The organism is Paraburkholderia solisilvae, assembly GCF_902859875.1.
In the GTDB taxonomy this organism is placed as follows: domain Bacteria; phylum Pseudomonadota; class Gammaproteobacteria; order Burkholderiales; family Burkholderiaceae; genus Paraburkholderia; species Paraburkholderia solisilvae.
The window spans coordinates 1-21652 of the sequence record NZ_CADIKF010000083.1 but is presented as its reverse complement, the minus strand read 5'-3'; the positions used below and the strand labels follow the sequence as shown (position 1 = coordinate 21652).

The 21652-nt window shown below is 63.6% G+C and carries 21 protein-coding genes; 8 read left to right on the top strand and 13 right to left on the bottom strand.

What is annotated here, in order from left to right:
- The 8 genes from HV675_RS30690 to HV675_RS30655 form a co-directional block, all read right to left on the bottom strand.
- The coding region (locus HV675_RS30690) for a type VI secretion system baseplate subunit TssG (protein WP_175115220.1) at positions 1 to 663 on the bottom strand (663 nt) is incomplete at its 3' end.
- On the bottom strand, positions 627 to 2474 hold the full coding sequence (gene tssF / locus HV675_RS30685) for a type VI secretion system baseplate subunit TssF (protein WP_175115219.1): 1848 nt from the start codon (positions 2472 to 2474) through the stop codon (positions 627 to 629). The genes tssF and HV675_RS30690, both read right to left, overlap by 37 nt.
- Positions 2471 to 2890 (bottom strand): GPW/gp25 family protein, encoded by a 420-nt coding sequence (locus HV675_RS30680; RefSeq protein ID WP_175115218.1) that lies wholly within the window; start codon positions 2888 to 2890, stop codon positions 2471 to 2473. Before HV675_RS30680 ends, tssF begins: the two co-directional genes overlap by 4 nt.
- Before the next feature lie 56 nt (positions 2891 to 2946).
- Positions 2947 to 3513, bottom strand: a complete 567-nt coding sequence (locus HV675_RS30675) for an Hcp family type VI secretion system effector (RefSeq protein WP_175115217.1) — start codon at positions 3511 to 3513, stop codon at positions 2947 to 2949.
- Between the two features lie 30 nt (positions 3514 to 3543).
- Positions 3544 to 5718 (bottom strand): type VI secretion system contractile sheath large subunit, encoded by a 2175-nt coding sequence (gene tssC, locus HV675_RS30670; protein WP_175115216.1) that lies wholly within the window; start codon positions 5716 to 5718, stop codon positions 3544 to 3546.
- 324 nt (positions 5719 to 6042) lie between these two features.
- Positions 6043 to 6282 (bottom strand): hypothetical protein, encoded by a 240-nt coding sequence (locus HV675_RS30665; RefSeq protein ID WP_175115215.1) that lies wholly within the window; start codon positions 6280 to 6282, stop codon positions 6043 to 6045.
- A gap of 42 nt (positions 6283 to 6324) precedes the next feature.
- The gene (locus tag HV675_RS30660) at positions 6325 to 7299 is read right to left on the bottom strand and encodes a sigma-54 interaction domain-containing protein (protein WP_175115214.1); all 975 of its coding nucleotides are present in this window, start codon (positions 7297 to 7299) and stop codon (positions 6325 to 6327) included.
- Between the two features lie 379 nt (positions 7300 to 7678).
- Positions 7679 to 7939 carry a hypothetical protein gene (locus HV675_RS30655; protein WP_175115213.1) on the bottom strand — a complete coding sequence of 87 codons (261 nt, stop codon included), beginning with the start codon at positions 7937 to 7939 and terminating at the stop codon, positions 7679 to 7681.
- On the opposite strand from HV675_RS30655, the gene HV675_RS32835 reads away from it, so the two are divergent.
- A complete protein-coding gene (locus tag HV675_RS32835) occupies positions 7870 to 8118 on the top strand; it encodes a helix-turn-helix domain-containing protein (protein WP_175115221.1) in 249 nt (82 codons plus the stop codon). The genes HV675_RS30655 and HV675_RS32835 overlap by 70 nt on opposite strands.
- A 245-nt stretch (positions 8119 to 8363) precedes the next feature.
- On the opposite strand, the gene HV675_RS32830 is transcribed toward HV675_RS32835, so the two are convergent.
- The gene (locus tag HV675_RS32830) at positions 8364 to 8486 is read right to left on the bottom strand and encodes a hypothetical protein (protein ID WP_281364184.1); all 123 of its coding nucleotides are present in this window, start codon (positions 8484 to 8486) and stop codon (positions 8364 to 8366) included.
- Positions 8487 to 8786: 300 nt separating this feature from the next.
- Between HV675_RS32830 and HV675_RS30645 the strand changes: the two genes are divergently transcribed.
- Both HV675_RS30645 and HV675_RS30640 read left to right on the top strand, forming a co-directional pair.
- Positions 8787 to 9965, top strand: coding sequence for a porin (locus HV675_RS30645; RefSeq protein ID WP_175115212.1), 1179 nt, complete (start codon positions 8787 to 8789; stop codon positions 9963 to 9965).
- A gap of 354 nt (positions 9966 to 10319) precedes the next feature.
- Positions 10320 to 12710, top strand: coding sequence for a glucose/quinate/shikimate family membrane-bound PQQ-dependent dehydrogenase (locus HV675_RS30640; RefSeq protein WP_246270653.1), 2391 nt, complete (start codon positions 10320 to 10322; stop codon positions 12708 to 12710).
- Between the two features lie 241 nt (positions 12711 to 12951).
- Here the strand turns inward: HV675_RS30640 and HV675_RS30635 are convergent, their stop codons facing one another.
- Together HV675_RS30635 and HV675_RS30630 are read right to left on the bottom strand one after the other, a co-directional pair.
- On the bottom strand, positions 12952 to 13593 hold the full coding sequence (locus HV675_RS30635) for a response regulator (protein ID WP_175115210.1): 642 nt from the start codon (positions 13591 to 13593) through the stop codon (positions 12952 to 12954).
- Entirely contained in the window at positions 13590 to 14849 is a 1260-nt protein-coding gene (locus HV675_RS30630) for a sensor histidine kinase (RefSeq protein WP_175115209.1), read from the bottom strand. Before HV675_RS30630 ends, HV675_RS30635 begins: the two co-directional genes overlap by 4 nt.
- 177 nt (positions 14850 to 15026) lie before the next feature.
- On the opposite strand from HV675_RS30630, the gene HV675_RS30625 reads away from it, so the two are divergent.
- A complete protein-coding gene (locus HV675_RS30625) occupies positions 15027 to 15869 on the top strand; it encodes a DUF4410 domain-containing protein (RefSeq protein ID WP_175115208.1) in 843 nt (280 codons plus the stop codon).
- A 313-nt stretch (positions 15870 to 16182) separates the two neighbouring features.
- On the opposite strand, the gene HV675_RS30620 is transcribed toward HV675_RS30625, so the two are convergent.
- Positions 16183 to 16599: a hypothetical protein gene (locus tag HV675_RS30620; protein ID WP_175115207.1), complete on the bottom strand. Its 417-nt coding sequence runs from the start codon at positions 16597 to 16599 to the stop codon at positions 16183 to 16185.
- Between the two features lie 216 nt (positions 16600 to 16815).
- Between HV675_RS30620 and HV675_RS30615 the strand changes: the two genes are divergently transcribed.
- Positions 16816 to 17406, top strand: coding sequence for a TetR/AcrR family transcriptional regulator (locus tag HV675_RS30615; RefSeq protein ID WP_175115206.1), 591 nt, complete (start codon positions 16816 to 16818; stop codon positions 17404 to 17406).
- A gap of 278 nt (positions 17407 to 17684) precedes the next feature.
- Here HV675_RS30615 and HV675_RS30610 read toward each other — a convergent pair whose 3' ends face one another.
- A complete protein-coding gene (locus HV675_RS30610; RefSeq protein WP_175115205.1) occupies positions 17685 to 18110 on the bottom strand; it encodes a nuclear transport factor 2 family protein in 426 nt (141 codons plus the stop codon).
- Between the two features lie 392 nt (positions 18111 to 18502).
- Here HV675_RS30610 and HV675_RS30605 point away from each other — a divergent pair, with 392 nt between their 5' ends.
- From HV675_RS30605 to tssA, 3 genes are all read left to right on the top strand, one after another.
- Positions 18503 to 19504, top strand: coding sequence for a glycosyltransferase family 2 protein (locus HV675_RS30605; protein ID WP_175115204.1), 1002 nt, complete (start codon positions 18503 to 18505; stop codon positions 19502 to 19504).
- A gap of 96 nt (positions 19505 to 19600) precedes the next feature.
- Positions 19601 to 20083 (top strand): PRC-barrel domain-containing protein, encoded by a 483-nt coding sequence (locus tag HV675_RS30600; protein WP_175115203.1) that lies wholly within the window; start codon positions 19601 to 19603, stop codon positions 20081 to 20083.
- 347 nt (positions 20084 to 20430) lie between these two features.
- A complete protein-coding gene (tssA, locus tag HV675_RS30595; RefSeq protein WP_175115202.1) occupies positions 20431 to 21468 on the top strand; it encodes a type VI secretion system protein TssA in 1038 nt (345 codons plus the stop codon).
- The last annotated feature ends 184 nt before the right edge of the window (positions 21469 to 21652 follow it).

Here is a 21652-nt window from a genome sequence, read left to right as displayed (position 1 = left end):
GCCGGCGCCGCTGCGCCGCGTGTCGGCCAGCGTGGCCGCGATGCCGAGCCATGCGCGGCGCGGCAGCATGATCTGCGCGTCGGCGCCGCGCGACGCAATGCCCGCGATGCTCGCGAGAAAATGCGCCTGACGCGTGTGTTGCGGCAGCGCGTCGTCCAGCGCGAATTCCTGGCCGGCCTTCAACCGATGACGCAGCACATGAAGCCGGTGATTGAACACATCCAGAAACGCGGCAAACGTGCCATCGTCGTCGCGCAGGCGGTCGCGCACCCATTCGAGGAACGGCTCCGGCAATGGCCCGAGTTCGCTCGCAACGCAATAGTTCGGTGTCCCGATCTCGACCATGCCGCGACCATCGTCCACACCGGACGCACCAGACGCACCAAACGCCCGAGGCACACCGTGCGCACCGACTTCCCCAAACGCCCCAGACGCTCCCGCAACCGGCTGGCAGCGCGTCACTTCCTCGCCCGGAAATCGCGCCGACAGGTCCGCGCGAAAGCGCAGATGCTCCGCAAAGCCCTGCCGCCGCGCGTGCGTGCCGGCCGCGCTGCGATCGCGCATGCGCAGCAGCCGGACCAGCTGGAATACGTCGATGCGTCCGGGTGCGCCGAAAATCAGCTCTTCTACAGAAGCGGCTGAGCGCCGACCATAAGCGGCCATTCGTGCAAGGCTCCCTTGACGTCATTGACGCTGATACGCAGCGCAACCCCCGCGTTGATCGCGGCATGCAACGCGAAGAAACGCCGCATCACCTCGCCGAACAGCACCACGCTGCTTTCGGCAAAACTGCTCCGGTCGAGCAGCAGATCGACCATCAGCCCGTCGACGAAGCCGCGCCACGCATCGTGTCCGCTGCGCCCGACGATGCGCGTCGCGCGCGCCTCGCGAATCCCGTCGATCTGCTTGAAGCCCTGTTCGCCGCGGCTGCCGACGTGCTGCTTCAACTGATCCTTCAGCGCCGCAAGCGCGTGCGGCCCTTCGGCAAGCGACAGGCGGTTCAGCGCCAGCTGCGAGGCGAGCGCCCACGGCCGCGCGCCGATCAGACGCGGCGTCTGATGCGCGGTCACCGGTGTCGCGACGCGCGCGCCGTTCAGCGGACCCGCCCCTTCGAGCCGCAGCATGTCGCCCACCCGCAATTGCTCGGGCAGGTTGCGGTTCGTGCACAGCGCGCTGCCGCCGATGGTTTCGTCCGCGGGACGCGCCAACGTAAAGGTCGCATCGAGAAACGACACATACAGGTCGGTTCCCTGCATGTGGCCCAACTGCACCTCTTCGCGCCGCGTCAGATAGAAATAGTCCTGTGCATGCAGCCGCCGGAAATCGTCCATCGAAAAGTACGGCGCAATCGCGCGCGGCGGCTCGCCGGGACGCGTCGAATAGAGCTCGGTCAGCGCATAGACCTCGCAGTAGCGATGATTGGCGGCATCGCCCTGCAGCCGGTATTCGTAGCGCGTGTGGTCGAGCGCAAGCGGCTCGAGCCGCTGCGAAAACAGGTTCACGAGCGGCACGCAGTTGAGCAGCAGCCGGTCGCTCGGCAGCGTGGTCACCGTGTCGACCGGTTGACGGCCGACGAACATCAGGTCGAACGCGGTCGCGTTCGGACACGGCGCGATACCTTCGACATCGAAAAAGAGGAATTTCTCGGGAAACGCGAAGTACTCCTGCAGCAGCCGGTAGCCCGGATGCGTCGTATCGTTCGCCACCAGCAGCGCTTCGTCTTCCGCAAAGCCGCGCCACTTCAACGCCTCGCGCGGCAACACCTGCTGCGCGCCGGCCGGGCAGCCCGCATCGTCGAGCGGCTGCACGACGATCTTGCCGAGCGAGATAGAAAGCGGCTCGTAGAACGTGCGGATCTCATGCGGCGCGCAATTCAGAAAGAAGCCGAGCCGCTCGAGCCGCAGACCTTGCAGCGTGCCCCCGCCGGCGCGGCGCAGTCTCACGCAGAGCACCGAGCGCAGGTCCGGATCGGACCACACCGCGTCGTCGAGCAGACCGTCGTCGGGCACGAACAGGCGAATCGAGTCGACCTGCAGCGGCACGAGCGGCGTGTCGTAGCCGCTCGTAAAGCGGCATACCACCGGATTGCCGCGCACGTCGCGCCCGTTCGCGGTGAACATGCGCCCGCGCTCGAGCACCTGGCGTTTCGCAAAGTTCGCGCCATCGGGTTTCACATCGAGCGCGGCCACCGTCATCGACGGAACCGGTGCGCTCAGATGCGGATAGAGATAATCCGTCAGCGCGTTCGGCATCGCCGCTTCGCCGAGGTCGAGCTGATAGCGCAGCCGGCCCGCGAGAAACGCGAACGATTGCACCAGCAGTTCGACCTGCGGATCGGTCGAGCGACCGCGGTTCAAGCCGAGCGCGCCGGCCGCCGCCGGAAAGCTTTGCGCGAACACCGCGGCGTCCGCGCGCAGCGCGGCAAGCTCGGTGTTGAAGTAATCCGCGAGCGTCGATTCGTGCGTCGTCGTCACAGCGGCTCCACGCTTTCGACGCCGGCCGCCGTATCGAGCACCACCGACAACGACTGCGGCCCGCCCGCATCCAGGCTATTGCGCAGCAACCCTGCGACGCGCAGCCGTGCCGGCATCAACGGATTGCGCCCCGGCACCAGCGTGATCTCGACATTCGCCAGACGCGGCTCGAAGCGCTCGATCATCTGCGTGAGCCGCGCCGCGTAGCGCTGCAGCGCGACCGTTCCATTGCCCGACACGTCGACCGCGTTGAGCATGCCGAACGCCAGCAGATCGTTCGGATCGCCCGGCGCGCGCGGCCGCGTCGCAACGATCCGCTGGATCTGCGAGGTCACCGCGTTCGCGAGCGCGCCGCGATCCGGCGCACCGTGCTCGAGCGGCGCGTGGTTGGTAAGACGTTCGAACAGAAAGCGCATGAACGGGTCCGCGAGGAAAAGCCTGAAAAAAACCGGTGCGGCGGCACGCGCCGCGCTCAGGTCGTGAATTGCCCGATCGGCCGGTTGCGCGCGATACTCCAGCCGGCGGCGAAGTTGCCCGCCTCGCCGAGCTGCGCGTTCTGCACCGTGTAGGTCCATAGAATCTCGGTGAAACTGAGCTTGAACTGTTCGGTCGGCATATCGTCCGGGTGCGACTGGAACTGGATCTCCGTGATCAGCGCATCGCGCAACTGCATGGTGACCACGTTGCCGGTGAAATCCCCCGAATTGCGCGCGATATAGATGCGCGTCGGCGACTTCGTGTCGCTGTCGAGCGTCTTCGCACGCAAGCAGTGGTCATAGAGCTTCACCGACGTCTTGTCGACGTACTTGACGCAGGTGAATTCCGTGATGATCGGCCGGCCGGAGGTGCGCGCCGAGTTGCTGACGTCGGTCGTCACCTGCTGCTTCATGCCGTGGTGCACCGACACGAGCTCCAGACACTGTCCGAGCTTGAGCACTTCGTCGCGCCATTCGCTGTCGATCAGACTTCCGCCGTTTTTCCAGTCGTTCGGGCTGCCGAAGATGTCGGAGTTTCCCGGTTGCAACAAAATCAGATCCATCGCTATTCCTTGTGATTGTCGAATGTCCGGTTATGACGCCGGCAGTTCCGCCACGAGACGGATCGATGTGGTCAGTTCCTCGAGCTGGAAGTGCGGCTTCAGGAACATCGTCGCCTTATAGGCGCCGGGACTTCCCGGCACGTCGGTCACGACGATCTGCGCGGAGCGCAGCGGATAACTGGCCTTCACTTCCTGGGTCGCGTTGTCGTCGAGCAGCACGTACTGCGTAATCCACGTGTTGAGCAGCGCCTCGACGTTGCCCCGCGTGAGGAAGCCGCCGATCTTCTTGCGCATGATCACCTTCACGTAGTGCGCGAAGCGCGACGCGGCGAGCATGTACGGCAGACGCGCGGAGAGTTGCGCATTCGCGTTCGCTTCGTCGGAGAGATACGTGATAGGACGGTTGACCGTCTGGCCGCCGAAGAACACCGCGCGCGACGAACCCTTGCAATGGCACAGCGAGATAAAGCCGAGGTCGCTCAGCTCCTTTTCGCGGCGGTCCGTAATCGCGACTTCGGTCGGGCAGAACAGCACTTCCGAGCCGCGGTCGGTGCGGTACTGGTAAAGCGGCAGGCCGTCGACCATGCCGCCGCCCTCTTCGCCGCGAATCGCCGCAGTCCAGCCGTATAGCGAAAACGCGTTGGTGATGCGTTGGGCAAGCGCATAAGCGGGGTTGCCCCACAGGAACTGCGCATCCCAATCGATATTGACGGTTTTCGAGCCGACTTCATCCGCCTCCGGATTGCCGGGGTCGGTCGACGGACGATGCTGGTCGGACGAGATGTCTTCGATGTAGTTGAAGCCGACCGGCGACACCGTGTAGTCGTACGGCAAGCGCAGCAGCAGCCGCGGCAGCACGAGCGTCGCGTAGCGCGAGTCTTCGGTCTGGCGGAATTCGTTGAACGGAATCCATGCGGCGCCTTCGAAGATTTTCTGCAGGTCGCGCGGTTTGGCCAGCTGCGAGAAGTCTTTCAGACCGAACATCGATGCATCGACCCCGGCGAGCAGCGGCGCATGGGCGGCCGCCGCAACCTGAGTCAGCTTGCCGAGGAACTCGATGTCCACCGCGCTGTTCGAGATCGGGAAGTCGACCAGCAGCACGCTGTACGGGTTGCCGCCATACGTGCCGTATTCGGCCTCGTAGATCAGCTTGAACATCGTGCTCTGATCGAACTCGACGGCGGTTTCCAGATCGTTCTGCAATTCCTCGCGGCGCGTGTTGAACACCTTGAGCTTGAGCATCGTGCCGGTCTCGCTGTTCGCGACGAGGCCCGACAAACTGCGCCACGTCGCCTCCAGCTTCTGGAACGACGGTGCATGCAGGATCGCATCGACATTCGTGCTCAGATACTGGTCGATCTTCACCACCGCGCCGTCTATCCACTGCGCGGCATGCTTGCGGGTCGCGGTCATATCCGCATCCGATACCGCCAGCACCGCGTTGCTGAAATGGCCGAGCGTCACACGCGCGTCCTGCCAGTCGGCAGGCGCCGCGGTCCCTTCGGCCGGCGCCGCTTCGCCGTCCGCCGGCTGCGTGATGACGAGGCGGCCGAGCAGTTGCGCGAGCACGTTGTCGGCGCTCAGCGCTTCGGCAACAACGAGTTGCGCAGCCGGCGCCGGCTGGATATCGAGTGCCGCCCATCGGTCCGGTTCGCTGTACGCACTGGCGTCGGCGCCGTCCCCGTAGCGCGCGACGATCGCGGCACGCAGCGCAGCCTGGTCCGGTTCGCAGATCCGGTCGAGCACGTTGGCGAGCGCATCGTCGATTTCGGCACGGGCCTGCAGGCCGCGCACCTTGGCGCGCGCATCGTTGCGCGCCAGCAGACGCGGCACACGGCGCACGACTGCGAGCGGCGAAAAATCGTCGAGCGTACCGAAGGTCAGCTTCGTCGCATCGCGCTGCGGCTTGCCGTCCGGTGTTTCGGGTGGCAGCGGCACCTTCGCCAGATCGACGCTCGCGCCGGATGCCTTCATCACATCCTGGATATTGTCGCGATCGATCTCGATCAGTTGCCGCTGCTTGTACGGCATCGGCATGTCCGCGGCGCCTGCGTCGCCGGCCAGGTTGGCAAAGATGCCGACGATAAACGGCAGCTCGACTGCACGCATCGCCCCGCCCGTTTCGACCTCGTAGGTGATCTTGACCCGCGGCGGTCGCACGCGGGTCAACTTCTGTTGAACCTTGTCGTCTTCGCTAAAACTCATTTGCATCGCCTCGCTTCATTCGGATTGGAAAGAGAAGACGGACGAGTTCAAGGCTCGCTCATGTGCTTCCCCGGTGCACTGCCTATTCAAGCTTTGTGCCAGGCACTCGCGATCGGCCCGCGATCATTGCGGCACAAGCGGTTCGGCGAGTGCGCGACGCACTCGAACGATATGCAGGCGGGTGGCTTTTGACTCAGCGCGGCAAGCGGGCGACGCGCCCGCCTGCGCTTATGCGGTCATGCGGTGCGCGGCTCGAAGCCTGGCTGATGGTGGGTGGGTGCAACTTGCCCCACTGGGTGTCTGAATGCTCGGGTGAAATCGGCGTCAGCCGTTGTGGTCCGCGGGCAAGCGCCACAGTTGCCTGTGCGCCGTGCGCACGCACGCGACCTTGCCGCGCGCGAGCAGGTATTCGAGCGCGGCCTGGGTGATGTCGATGGAGATGGCAAGCGCCGGGTCGCCGATCCAGACGTAGTGCACGCCTTCGACGGTATCCGCCGCGCCCGGGTGATCGTGCAGATAGCGCACGATACGCGCGGCAGCCGCGCTCACGATGTCGTCATTCATAGGATCGACCGGCTCGAAACCGGCATGCGGGCCGCACCGACGCTAGTTCGAGCGGTCTCTGACGAGCCCATGCCGGCGCACGAGCTTGCCGAATGCGCTGCGCTCCTGGCCGGCCATGCGCGCGGCAAGCGACAGATTGCCTTTGGATTCGGCGAGCAGCCGGCGCAGATAGTCGACTTCGAAGCGTGCGATGGCTTCGGCTCTCGCGGCCTTGAACGACCGGGCAGGAAGCGGATCTGTCGGGTTCGACGGATCGGGAGAGTGTGCGGCATCGCCCAGCCTGACCACATCGTCATCGCTCATCAAAAAGGCCCGGTGAACCGCGTTTTCCAGCTCGCGGACATTACCCGGCCAACTGTGGTTGCGCAGATAGGTAAGCGATGCGGAATGAAAATGCATCTCCGGCTTAGTGTAGCGAATTCTCAGGCGGTCGAGGAAAATCGATGCAAGCTCGATCGCGTCGTCGCCTCGTTCGCGCAACGACGGAATGCGCAGCGAGACCACATCGAGCCGGTACAGCAGATCGCGACGGAAGCGCCGTGCTTCCGTGAGTTCGAGCAGATTCGCATTGGTCGCGACGACCACGCGCACATCCGCGTGCCGGGTCGCCGAGCCGCCGACGCGGCGGTAGGTGCCGTCCTGCAGGAAGCGTAGCAACGCGGCTTGCGCTTTCAGGCCGAGCGCGTCGACTTCATCGAGAAAAAGCGTGCCGTTCGCGGCTTCCGCAATCAGCCCGCGGCTTTCCGATTTCGCGTCGGTAAACGCACCGCGCTCGTGGCCGAATAACTCGCTTTCGATCAGCGACTCGGGCAACGCGCCGCAGTTCACCGGCACGAACGGCTGCGCGCGCCGCGCGCTCAGATAGTGAATCGCTCGCACCGCGAGTTCCTTGCCGGTGCCGGTCTCGCCCAGCACCGTCACCGGCACATCGACGCCGGCGATCTTTTCGATTTGACGCTTCACCACGCTCAGCACCGCTGAGGATCCGAGCAGATTGAGACGGACGAACTGATCCATGAAAACCCCGATACTGGCCGGCGCCCCGCGCTGTGTGGCGGACGCCTGCCCTTGCATTTGACTTTCTTTAGACGCGCGCAAAGGAGCGTGCATTTCGTATGGTTCGATGCAGTGACAACGGAGAGAATCTGTATCGGCCGGACGACATCACGACTGCGACGATTTCTTGGGCTTCGATGCAATGACGGAATGTCGGAAGTCGCGGCGACGTTACGGGTTAACGGAGGGGCTCACGCTTTCTTGACCTTTCGATGCTGAATTTCATTCGGCGGTCTTTCAGGCATTTCGCATAAACGTCACGCCGGTCGACGCTTGCCCAACGCGGCGGGTCGAAATCGATGCCGCGACATGGGGCAATTGTCACCCACCGGTTCGGGTCTTAACTGTCAGTTTCTGACACGGCCTGAAAAGCTTCGCGAATGCGTGCGTCGATCCGCCCGGCGAATTCCATGAACTTGCGGTCAAGCGCTTCGGGCGCGTCGATGCCGTCGTCCAGCATCCGCAGATGCGTGAGCGCAATGCGCTCGAGTTCGTCCAGCATCTCGTCATAGCTGCTTCGAACCGTATGCCATCTGCGGCAGTTCAGCCACATCGCGCGAACCATCGCGAGCACGGCGGACGTATCGACGAGAAGCCACATGCATTGATCCCGACGAGCAGGCACTGGTGTGCAAACGACTGGCGAACGGCGAATCGCTCTCCGCGATTGCGCGCGAATTCAACACCACGCGACAGACCATCATGCGGGTGCGGGAACGGGGCAAGACGGAGCGCGTGCATGACCGGCAGCCATCGCCGCGCACGCATGCGTCTTACTAGCGGCCCGGCAAAGCGCGAGGCGACGCGCACCGATTCGCCAAACGTCCTATGCGCGTGCGCAAGCCGGATTTCCCGACGAACCTCTGCTAAGAAAACCGATACTTCGATGAGCAACGAACCTGAGCAAACCCGTGCGGACGACAACGCAGAAGCCTGCGCTGCCGTCGCCGCTGCGCGTCGGTTGTTGTTCGACTCGCCCGGCCTCGATCTCCGCGCGAGCGAGCCCGGCGGCGGGACGCACGGCCTCACGCTTGCGGATAAACCAGCGTGCCGTCACGCTGCGCTCGCGCGTGAGGTGTGAGCGTGACTGCGCCGACATCGGTCGCATCGATGATATGCATCACGGTCTCGCCGCGTGAGATCACCATCGCGTAGTCCGCGTAGTGGTGAAACGACTGGTTCGTCCAGCCTCATGGCAGCCCTGCGCTTGCGGGTTCACCCTACCTCCACGCCACCGCGCCCGGCGATGCGAGCACCCGACGGTTCACTTTTTCCGTAGACGAAACAAGAGCATCAGCAGGATTCCAGACTGACCGTTGCGTTAGTCACTGCGCATAGTGGCGCGCCAAGCTGACAAAGTGGATACTGCGAAATGTTAGGCAGCTTGCGTCGCGACCGCGACACGTTTCCTGTTGCAACAACGAATAGCCAACGATCCAGGATCCAGCATGACTGACAGCCGAATCGGGAAGCCGGCGTACGCGCCCGCACAACATCCGGCGCATAACCGCCGGCCGGCGAGCGTATGGCCATGTTGCGCTGCGATCGCGATCCTGCTGATATGCCGGCCAGCGCACGCGCAATCGAGTGTTCAGATGTACGGACGGGTGGATGGCGGCATCGAATACCTGAACCATATCGTCACCCCGACCAGCGTGAATGCGACGCGCTGGAGCGCGGAAGGCGGCGATTGGGGCACCAGCATGCTCGGGATGCGAGGAACCGAAGACCTCGGCGGCGGCCGAACGGCGCTCTTCGATCTCGAAACGGCCATACAGATCATGAACGGCACCACCGGCGGCGGCCGGCTCTTCTCGCGCCGTGCGTATGTCGGCCTTAGCGACACGAAACTGGGCCAGTTGCAGGCGGGCCGCAACCTGTTTATCGATAGCGACGGCGTGTGGGCGTACGATCCGTTCGTGCAGCAGGCGGTGTCGTCGGCATCGCTCGTGCGCGGGCGCAACTGGCAGCAAAGCAACAACAATATCGAGTATCACAGCCCGGTCATCGCCGGCTTCGACATACAAGGCCAGTACGCGTTCGGCAACCAGGCGAGCGGCTTCAATAACGGGCCGCCCGGCGATTTCGGCCGCTCGGACGGCATCATGCTGACGTGGCATTCATCCGCCGTCGCGTTGCGCGGCATCTACGATGAATTGCGCGACTCGAATGGCCGGATGGAAAACATCTTCGTGAGTTCGCGCGAATACTTTCTCGGCGCCAACGTGACCGTGAACCAGTTCAAGTTTCAAGGCACGTATACGCATTACGCCGCGCCCGACACTCCGGCGGGCCTCGCCGATAGCGCCGACCATTTCTGGCTAGGCGTCACCTGGCAGGCGAACGCACGCTGGGCAGTGACCGCCGCGGGCTTTTATATTCACGTGCGCGACGGCGAAGGCGATGCCACCCACGACCCCGCCGGACACGCGACGCTGTATGCGCTCGGCACGACCTACAACTTCAGCACGCGCACGTTTCTGTATGCGACGGTTGCCTATGTGCGCAATGCCGCGAATTCAAATTTCTCGGTGTTCGCCACGCCGCGCGATGCGCAGCCGGGTACGAGCCCGATGCCGGGCGAGTCGCAGACCGGCGCCTATGTCGGCATCATGCACAACTTCTGAAACGCGCTGCGCTGCGGCACAGTTGGCGGCATGTGCGGCGCCGCGCGCCGCGGTGTGCTGCGGCGCGCCGCAACGCGTGCGGGTCGTTGCAGTTGCAACCGCTACCGGTAACGATGCAAGAACGTCGTGCATTTTCATAACAACCCGATACGCGGCGCGGCATAAGCTGGAGGACATCGCGCATCCTCGCGAACGCGCCTGCTTGCGCGATACGATCAGCGTCAACGCGGTTCTCGCGAGCAAGCTGGGCTTCGGCACGGACCCGGGTCGAAGTCCGACAGCATTCGGCACACGAAATGCTACCTGTGCGTGGCTAAACAATCCCAACAGAGACTTCGAGCCATGGCGTCGACTATGCCCCCAACGCGCATCCTGCAGTGGTTGACCGTTCTTTTCGCCGGCCTCTCCGGCGTATACCTGCTGATCGGCGGCATCTGGCTGATCTCGCTGCACGGCTCGCCGTATTACTGCGTGGCCGGCATCGTGATGCTGATCGTCGCGTGGCTCATTCACCGTCGCAACCGGTGGGCGCTCGCGCTGTACGGGTTGCTGCTGATCGGCACACTGATCTGGGCGGTGGCCGAAGCCGGCTCCGACTTCTGGGCGTTGGCGCCGCGCGTCGACGTACTTGTCGTGTTCGGTATCTGGCTGCTGCTGCCGTTTATCTATCGCCAGTTCGCCGGGCCCGCGATGCCGGCCGCGCTCGTGCTGGTCGCCGGGCTCGTCGCGAGCGCGGCGGTGCTCGTTTATGCGTCGTTCAACGACCCGCAGCAAATCGACGGCACGCTCTCCGCACAAGCAACATCCGTAACACCCGCGACGCCCGCCTCCGATCCGCGCGCCGCGGACTGGCCCGCCTACGGCCGCACGCAGGGCGGCACACGTTATTCGCCGCTTGCGCAGATCAACGAGCAGAACGTGAAAAACCTGCAAGTCGCGTGGACCTTCGAAACCGGCGATCACAAAGGACCGAACGACCCGGTGGAAATCACCGACGAAGTGACGCCGATCAAGATCGGCGACACCCTTTATCTGTGTTCGCCGCACCAGATGCTGTTCGCGCTCGACGCGGCAAGCGGCAAGGAGAAGTGGCGCTTCGATCCCGGCCTCAAGGACGACCCGAGCTTTCAGCACGTAACCTGCCGCGGCGTGTCGTACTACGAGACCGCGGCGGCAAAAGCGGCCGCCACTGCGCAGGCGCAAGCCGCCCTGCCCGCTTGCGCGCGCCGCGTGATCCTGCCGGTAAACAATGGTCACCTGTTCGAACTCGACGCGGCGACCGGTCAGCGTTGCGCCGGTTTCGGCGACAACGGCGACCTCGATCTGCAACGCCTCGAGCCCGTCAAGACAGCGGGCCAATATGAACCGACCTCGCCGCCTGTCGTCACCGACAAGGTGATCGTCGTCGCCGGCTCGGTGACCGACAACTATTCGGTGCGGGAACCGTCGGGGGCGATCCGCGGTTTCGACGCCGAAACCGGCAAGCTCGTGTGGGCATTCGATCCGGGCGCCGCCGACCCGAACGCAATACCCGACGATCAGCACAGCTTCATGCCGAATTCGCCGAACTCGTGGGCGCCGGCCGCATACGATGCGCAGCTCGATATCGTCTATCTGCCGATGGGCGTCAGCACGCCGGATATCTGGGGCGGCAATCGCACGCCGCAGCAGGAGCGTTATGCAAGCGGCCTGCTCGCGCTGCATGCGTCGACCGGCAAGCTCGCATGGTTCTATCAGACCGTGCACCACGACCTGTGGGACATGGACCTGCCCGCGCAACCGACCATCGCCGACATCACCGATGCGCACGGCAACGTCGTGCCCGCGATCTACGCGCCGGCGAAGACCGGCAACCTGTTCGTGCTCGATCGCCGCACCGGCACGCCGATCGTGCCCGCGCCCGAGCAGCCTGTGCCGCAGGGGCCCGCGCCGGGCGACCGGCTGTCGGCGACGCAGCCGTTCTCGGAACTGACCTTCCGGCCCGCGCAAAATCTGCGGGACGCGGACATGTGGGGTGCGACGATGTACGACCAGCTGGTGTGTCGCGTGATGTTCCATCGCCTGCGCTACGAAGGCCCGTTCACGCCGCCTTCGGAGCAAGGCACGCTCGTGTTCCCGGGCAATCTCGGCATGTTCGAGTGGGGCGGCATCGCGGTCGATACCGACCGGCGCATTGCGATAGCGAACCCGATCGCACTGCCTTTCGTGTCGAGGCTCGTTGCGCGCGGTCCGCACAATCCGGCCGAACCGCCGGCTGCGGGTCAAAGCGGCACCGGCACCGAAGCGGGCATCCAGCCTCAGTACGGCGCGCCTTACGCCGTGACGCTCAACCCGTTCCTGTCGCCGCTCGGGCTGCCGTGCAAGGAGCCCGCATGGGGTTATGTGGCGGCGCTCGATCTGGGCACGAATCAGATTGTGTGGAAGAAGCGCATCGGCACCGTGCGCGACAGCTCGCCGCTGCCGCTGCGGTTCCGCATGGGAATGCCGATGCTCGGCGGTCCGATGACGACCGCGGGGCACGTGTTCTTTATCGGCGCGACCGCGGACAATTACCTGCGCGCGTACAGCACGGATACCGGCCGCGAGCTGTGGCGCGCGCGTCTGCCGGCAGGCGGCCAGGCTACGCCGATGACGTATGCGATAAACGGCAAGCAGTATGTCGTGATCGCCGCGGGTGGACACGGCTCGTTCGGCACCAGGCTTGGCGATTATGTGATCGCGTATGCATTGCCTGACCGGCAATAGCGTGGCGCGCGCGTCGGCCCGCCGCCGCGGGTCGCGCGAGGTCGTCCAGACAAAGCGCGCTTATCCCGCTTGCCGATGTGATAGCGGGAGCCGCGAATTGGCGGCTCGGCTGTCGAGGCAATCGAAACATCAAGGACGACATTGCCGGCCGCGGAAGCAGGAGGCTGCTGGAGCACACGTCGTTGGCGACTTTCACATGAAAGGAAGGCTGGAAAATGGTATTCGTAAGCGAGGGGCGGGTTCAGATATAGCCCGCTTCGATACCTTTCAGCACGGCGCGGACACGGTCGCGCACGCCTAATTTCGACAGGATGCTAGACACCTGGTTTTTGACCGTGCCTTCGGCGGTGCCTGACGCCGCGGCGATCTCGCGGTTGCTGAGTCCACCCGCCATCAGGCGCAGCAGTTCGATCTCGCGCGGCGTCAACTGATCCGGCTGACCAAGGCATTCGAAGTCGAGACCGATGTCGCGCACGCCGGCGGCCACCCGTTCCGTGATCGCGGGTCGCACCAGACTGCCACCGCTCGCCACCTGACGGATGGCGTCGACCAGCCGGTCAAGCGAGATGTCCTTCAGGAGGAATCCCTTGGCGCCGTGGCGAAGGCCGTCCAGCAGGACGTCGTCGTCGTCGAAGGTGGTCAGCAGGATGGTGGGCGGCAGACTGCCGGCCCCGTTGAGAGTCTTCAGAACCTCGATACCGGACCCGCCCGGCATGCGCACGTCCAGTAGCACGACATCCGGGCCGGCATCGCCGATCACGCGGAGCGCTTCCTCTGCGCTCGCCGCTTCGGCCACCACGTCTATCTCTGCCACCGTATCGAGCAATTGCCGGATGCCGCTGCGCACCAGTGTCTGGTCGTCAACCACTACGAGACGGATCACTTGCCACCTCCGTTCGACGGAAGCCAAAGGCGCAAGGCCATTCCCTGGCCGTGGCTGGTCACGATATCGAGACGACCGCCTTCCAGGGCCACTCGCTCCCCCATGCCGGTCAAGCCATTGCCTCGCTTGAGACCGGCACCGCCGCGGCCGTCGTCCTGGATGATCACCACCGTCCCCTGCCTGTCAGCGTCGACCTGCACGACGATTTCACGGGCCGCGGCATGCCGCACCGCATTGCTGACGCCCTCCTGCACGCTGCGGAAAATCAGGCAGGCCTGCGTCACATCGGGAATGCAGACGGTATCACCGTAGATCAGCCGTACCGGCGGCGCCGGGATACCCGCGCACAAGGTTTCCAGGGCGCTTCTGAGTTCGATCGGATGGACCCTGCGCATCATGCCGACCGCTTCGCGCAGTTCCTCGGTCAGGCGCCGGGATACCGCCCTGGCCACGGCGACAGCCTGCTCGCCCTGGCCCGCCACGGAGCGGGCAGCAATTTCGAGATGCAGGCTGAGGGCCATCAGGTGATGACCCATGGTGTCATGCAGATCGCGCGCGATGTTCAGCCGTTCGGCTGTTCGTACACCCTCGGCCAATAATTGCTGGGTCGCCTGCAATTCGGCATGGGCGCTGGCCAATCTGGCCCGTCCGCGCTGTTCCGAGGCCGCCAGCAATCCGGCACAGAAGGCAAAGGCGTGCCACGCGACGGCGGTCAGCGTGGAGAACGTCTGGATTGACATACTGCCGAGCCACGACAGATGCACGATCTCCGACGCATTGGCGATGGTCGTGGCCGACGCCGCGTGGACGGCCAACGAGAGCGAGACGACGCAGTACAGCGTTTCCTGGATGGCGAGCCAGATCGCGCCGATGCGGGCCGAGAAGAGGAACGGCAGTTCGATCGAGGTCAGCACCAGAAAATCCTTGTTGATGAAAAGGCCGAGGACGGCCTGCACGACCAGCGCGGCGGCGACCCGCTGCGACGGCCGCTTTCCCGGGCGCGTGATCCAGCGAAACATCCAGGCAAAACATCCGACACTCACCGCCGAAACGGCAAACCAGACGTCGATCGTGTCTCGCAGCGTATTGGCATCAAGGGGGCCGGCGATGGCGATCAGCATGTTGCCTGGAAAAATCTCCGCCAGATTTTCCGCTCCATTCCTCAGGAACCAGAACGTCGCGACGGTCGAGGCCCCGGAAACGACGCAGGTGACCAGTCCGGCCATGCGAAAGAGTGAATAGACGGTGAGGCTCATAGCCATGTCTTTTACCAGAGAGGCCGTTTCCGGTCATGGGCCGGACGTCATATCGGGGGACCGTGACCTTCGGCACATGCGCGCAAATGTGGAAGGGTAAAAGATCCGGACGAGGTCGCGTCGTGGAACGCGCGGTCGGAGCGCCTCCCGCAACCGGATATCTTTGGGTCGCAAACCGTGAGAAAACTTCTATTACTGCCTACCCAGCGAAAATACATCCTGACGGTCACCGTCGCGGTTTGCCTCGTCAGCTGCACGAATAAGACCAAAGTCGATGTCGTGCACGACACCACAGCCGACGTAAGAACGAAGCCGACTATCGTCTATGTCATGGATTTCGATCTCGATGCCAGTAAAATCAAACTCGATCCCCATCGAGGCCACGGCCTGAAGCTTGTCGAGGATACTAAAACACCCCAGGACGAGGCGCACGAGCTGGTCGACCTGACGGCAGAATCGATTGCCGAAGGATTGATCAAGGCTGGCTTGAAAGCGCTTCGCATCCCATCGGGTGCGCCTTTGGCTCAGGAAGGCTGGGTGGTCCGCGGTTCCTTCCGCCAGGTGGATGAAGGAAACCGGCTGCAGAGAGCGGTTGGGAACAAGGGCCAAACGGACATGCAGATTGCCGTCACCGTCGACGACCTGGCCGTCAATATCAAATCGGCCCCCTTGCTGCAATTCGATACCGATACGAATGCCGCGAGTTCGGGTGGCAACGGTACAGCGGGCAAAGGCACGAAGTCACCGAGCGCCAAGGGCAGCACGACTCTGGGCGACGTTGCCAGGACCATACCTGTGGGCCGCATGAGTGTGTACTCGATCGCCTTGAAATACGTATTGGCAGCGCACGCTCTGGAGGGCAACGCCAGGCAGACCGGGGCCAGGATCGCTGAGGAAGTGGCCAAACGGATAAAAGCGATCGGACTGAGCGCGCCCGCCGTTGCGCCGCCAAACGACCCGCCCAGGCAGAGTGACGGAATGTCGACCCAGCATGATGGTGCGCTTGTAGACGAGCGATGATGGGCACACCGCGTCCTCGTTCTGGTCACCGGTCTCTTCTATCTGGATCGGATGAGGAATCCTCTCGAAGCCGACGCATCGATCTCTTTCGACCGTTGATTGAACCGATGGACTGTATCGAAAGCGGTTCATGTTAATTGAATAGGACTCCGACTATCCACGAAGCGTCATTCGTCCGCGACGTCGTCCTGACGTTCAGATCTCGCCTCCGCCCAGGAAACTGCCGTTCAGGCCGCGAACCCGATTACCCGGTGATCGGTTCGCGAGGACACCCGATCAGTGAATGCGGAAGGTAAGGAGCTGGAGTCGGAAGTTACGCCGGACCACTTTTTCTCCGATCATCACCATTGTCCGGTTTCGGACGGGGAATAACCGCCTCCAGGCTCTGCGTTTCCGCGGGAGTCAGATATAGATTTCCAAACTCGTCGCCAACCTTTTCCCACATCAACTGACCGAACAGTAGAGCGGCGCCAATCGGGAAGTGATTGATTACCAGTGAATCCGCTTCGCCGTTGTCGTTCATGTGTACGAGCACCACGCACTCGACCGGCACTCCCCGGACGGTCGCCCGGTAAGATTCCATGAACAGATTCTTTGATATGTAATCCTTATAAATAAATTCCTGAAAGTCGTATAACGATTTCGCGTGTTTGAGTAATCCGACGATGTTATCCCGGCCCTGCACCGGGCGTTTGAGGACCGCACCCTCGAGGGTCGCGTCGTCCGCCATGTGTGACCACCAGACAGCAGGGACGGACGTCGGCGGTAAAGGTGCGGATGTGTCATTGAATTTCATCGTGAACCTATGGATGTGGATTGTCGAACGTTGCCGCCCTCCACACACCAAGGGCGGACGAAACGTTCTGGTTGCGCAATAGTGATGACCAACATTATTATGTTCGCTATGATGATGTCCATCACTATTGCAGTCAAGCACTGAGGGGCAATGAAGATCAGTCAAGATCGCCTTGTCGAGAACCGACGAAGGCTGCTGGCCGCGGCAACGCGCCTCATGCGCGAGTCCGGATGTCAGACCGTTGGCGTCGCGGACGTCACGCGCGCGGCGGGTCTCACGCACGGCGCGTTCTACAATCATTTCAGTTCAAAGGAAGATCTGATCGAGCAGGTGTTTGCGCATGCCATGCTTCAGTCAGGGGCCAGGGGATTCGTGCCGGATGACGGGATCGAAGCATTCGCGCGGGAATATTTGACGCCCGAGCATAGGGACGATACAGGCGGCGGCTGCTCGTACGCCGCGCTCGCGGCGGAGGCCAGCCGGTTGTCGCCCGGCGTGCGCGAGGCCGTCGGTACAGCGCTTGGCGGCCTGATCGAGCGACTCAGCCGCGCTGTACCGGGGCGGTCGAAAGTGGAACGGCGGCGCGTCGCGATTCACAGGTGGTCGGCAATGGTCGGGGCGCTGATTCTTGCCAGGGCCGTGGACGATGCTGCGTTATCAGATGAGATCCTGACCAGTGTGCTGATCTCACTGGACCATCCGAAGCGGGGCCGCCGCGCTGGGACGGACAATCGAAGGTAAATTGCCGGGTGTTTCGAGCAGCTTACGGAAAATCGGCGCTATCGGCCGCGCGAAGCCAGGCTGACGTCCCGCCATTTCTGCGGCCTTTCCAGCCTGCATCACTTCGCGGCGCGCAAGCGCGATGGCAATCGGCAGGCGAAGCGATCACGACGCAAACGCGTCGAGCGGCCAGCCGCTGTTAGACACCACTCCAGACCAGCGAACTATGATCGCTTTCCGCCGGAAAACGGTCGTGCGCCAATTCGGTAATGGACCGCATGTAAGTCGGCGTGAGCGTGCTATGAGGGGAGTGAAACGTTCGCTGCTTCGACCATATACCAATGCCCTTCGATCTTCCGCCATTTGATCTTATAGTTGCCCGCAATTTGTTTCTCTGCGCCCGCAATGCGTACGGTGCCTGACATCTTCCCCGTGGCAACTGCGACACCGGGTTCAAGCAACTCGATTGCTTCGTTATGAGACTCTACCAATACATAGCGGAGATCGCCCTCGCGCAATTTGCCCACATACGAACTCTTGCTGTCGACGTGACCGCTCGAATGCGTGTATTTCAACGATTCGTGCATCATTTCGCTCATTGCTGACACGTCGTTCCTGTTCATCGCCGCAGTACGTCTCTCTTCCATCCTCGCCACCTCTGCAAGAACTTCTTTTTTCGATTCCGCGTTTGCGGGGTCGGAAAAAATAGATCCATGGTCTTTCATTGAAATTTCCTTACTTGGGTAGTTTGGGGAAGTCAAAGATAACGTCCCATGGCTCTAAAACGCTTGCCCGTATGGTTAATTCCCTGACCTTTCCTGCTGCGGAGCAGACCAGTACCAACAGGTTCAATGCACCGTGAGGCTGAAACGTCAGCAGTTTTAAATCTTCCACACCGGCGGCATCAGTAGAACTTCCGTCTTGCTGGTCCACTACCGCGTACCCGACCGGCCACGGTGCTTTCGAGTCCAGCCAGCACGCGCGAATCGCAACGAACTCCGTTTCCTGACACACCGGCGCCAAAGAGCAGGCATTGCGCTTGCAACGACGTAGAGTCCCACCGCGAGCGATCAGTCGCGCGCGGATACCGAAACACCTCTTTCGCCGGCCCGAGATCATGTTCAATCCGCGCATCTCTGTCGTCGTCCTGACGCACAACCGCATCGCCCGATTACTCGATACGTTGAAGCGATTACGCGCGCTGCCGGAACGTCCGCGCATCATCGTCGCGGACAATGCGTCGGAGGATGGCACCGCCCTGCTGGTCGGCGTGATGTTTCCGGATGTGCTGCTCGTGCCGTGCAAAGCGAATCTCGGCGCGGCGGCACGCAACTGGGCCGTCGGCTGCGTGCAAACCGAATACGTCGCGTTCTGCGACGACGACACGCAGTGGACACCCGGTTCGCTCGATCAGGCAGTTCGCGTGCTCGACGCCTGTCCGCACATCGGCATTCTGAATGCGCGGATCGAAACCGGCGCAACGGACGTGACCGCGCCGGACGGCGAGGTCATGCTGCAGAGCAGATTCGATGGAACCGGCCTGCCGGGACCGTCCCTCGTCACGTATCGGGCGGGCGCATGCGTGATGCGAACATCCGTATTCCGCGAGACAGGCGGCTACGAACCGCGCTTCTTTATCGGCGGCGAAGAGGAACGGGTCGCGCTCGACGTGCTATCCGCCGGGTACGCGATCGTCCGCAGCCCGGCGGCGGTGGTCGCGCACCGTCCTTCCCCGGTGCGCGACCGGGCGCTGCAACGAAGAGTGCTGGCGCGCAACGCCGCATGGACCGCCTGGCAGAGACTGCCGCTCGCCGAAGCCTGGCGCGCGACCGCGCGTGCGATCCGCTGCTTTCGGCATGAACGGACGCTGCTTGCCGACAGCCTCGCGTTGCTGGGCGGGATGCCGTGGTGCGTGCACGAGCGCCGGCGCGTGCCGGATCGCGTGCTCGCGCTACGCGCCGCGGTCAATCGCAACCCGGCCGTTTGCGATCCGCTCTTTCACGACCCGGTCAATTGCGATGCCGACCGGCAAAAAACGTCCGACGTCGTCGCACGTCAGCCACTGCATGGTGATACGCGCGCCCGTCAGGCGGCCGCGCACGAGAACGCGCACAAGTAACCCGCACCACGGCTACGATATGGCTCCCTGAATAGCGTCGCAGCGGGTATAGCGATTGCGCGATACATACCGCTAACCGTTCCTTGGGAGGACATGATGAGCACACTAGACCCGCAACGCGCATCCGGATCAGGCGCACAAATCGTAGGTGGTGGAGTCGGCGAAGGCCCGGGCCCCGACGTGATGTCCGCGTCGACGCTCGACGGCGACAAGGTTATTTCCGCGGATGGAGAACATGTCGGCAAGATTTCCGACATCATGCTCGACGTGCGCGGCGGCCGCATCGCGTACGCGGTGCTGTCCGAGGGCGGCTTCCTCGGCATGGGTTCGACGCTGCACGCCATACCGTGGACCGCACTCACGCTCGATACCGCCGAGAAATGCTTCCGCGTCGACATTGCGGCGCAGCGCATCAAGGACGATCCGGGCTTCGACAAGGACCACTGGCCGTCGATGGCCGATTCAACGTGGGGCACGCGGCTTCACGAGTACTACAACCGCAGCCCTTACTGGGCCGATACGCGCGCCGGCGCCGGCAACCTCGCGCAACGTCCGGGGGACGACGCCACCGGTCTTTGATAACGCAACGGCGGCAGCGGCGGGCATCGTCATCCGGCGCGACGATGCCCGCCGCGCTCGACCCGATGGTACGCACTTGCGTGCATCACATTGATGCTCAGGCGTGCAATGACCGTCGTTCCGCGCGCCACATATGACGCGTTGGCAATCGAAAGGGCAACGCCGGGGTGATCTGAACCCAACGGCGCCCGCACGCGAATCGCGCGAGGTCGGGTTCCAGCGCGGCTTCGCGTTAATCGCCGACGGAGCGGCGCGAGTCAGATGGAAGTTGTCCGGTGATGGCGGGAATAACTTGCGAGCGGAAGCTGTTGTCTTCCATGCTTCGCCCAACCGCCTGCCGAGCCACTATGACGCCATCCGATCTCAGCCAATTGCTTGCCCCCATCGACGATGCCTCACCGGCCGGCCCCAACCTCGAATACGATCCGGACTTCGCGGAACTCGAGCGAATCGCGACGCCGACGGCCGAGCGTTCGGTCGGCGATAGCGTCAAGGCTGCACAAGAGCCCGACTGGGACGCGGTCGCGCACGCGGCGCAAGCGCTGTTTGCGCGCAGCAAGGACTTGCGCGTCGCCATGCATCTGCTTGCCGCATGGACGCGCCGTCAGGGTCTCGCGGGCTGGTGCGCAGGCCTCGCGGTCGTGCACGGTCTGCTCGAACGCTATTGGGACGACGTCCACCCGCAACTGGACACCGATGACGACAACGATCCCACCGCGCGCGCCAACGCGCTGATGCCGCTCGGCGATCCGCAAAGCGTACTCGGCTATTTCCGCGCTACGCCATTCGTGCAGTCGCCGCGGATCGGCCGCTTTTCGCTGCGCGACCTGCGCATCGCAACCGGCGGCTTGCCCGTCGCGCAAGCCGCCGCCGACGCGCCGCTCATCACCCTCGTCGAGCTCGAAGCCTGCTGCATGGACTGCCCGGAAGCGCAGTTGCACGCGACGGCGGCGGCGCTCGCGACCGCGCACGGCCATATACGCGCAATCGACGCGCTGCTGAGCGAACGGCTCGGCACCGCGAGTCCCGACCTGACCCAATTGCATGCCGATATCGGCGAATTGAAGAAGTTCGTCGAGAGCCAGGCGGCGAAGCGCTTTCCCGGGTTCACGCAAGCGCCTGCCGCCGACGCCGGCAAGCCGGCTGTCAGCAGCCCCGCGGTGCGGGCGGACTCCGGCAAGATCCAGGGAAACGACGACGTGATTCGGCGCCTCGATGAAATTTGCGAGTACTACGAGCGCACTGAACCGTCGAGCCCGGTGCCGATCCTGATGCGACGCGCGCGCGGGCTGATCGGCCGCAGTTTCCTCGACCTGTTGAAGAATGTCGCGCCGAACGGCTTGCCCGACCTGCAGATCCTGGCCGGCCCGGAAGAGGAAGAGTAGGAGTAAGAGTAACGTCCGGCCGGCCGCTCACATCGCGCTCACATCGCCCGCAGCACGAACCAGTAGAACAACGCGACACCGACCGCCGCACCGAGCATGCTGAGCGGCAGCGCGAGTTGCCGCCAGCGAGAAAGCGGCAGCACGCTGGCCGGCACGCGCGCCGGCGGCGCGCCCTCGGCGCCTG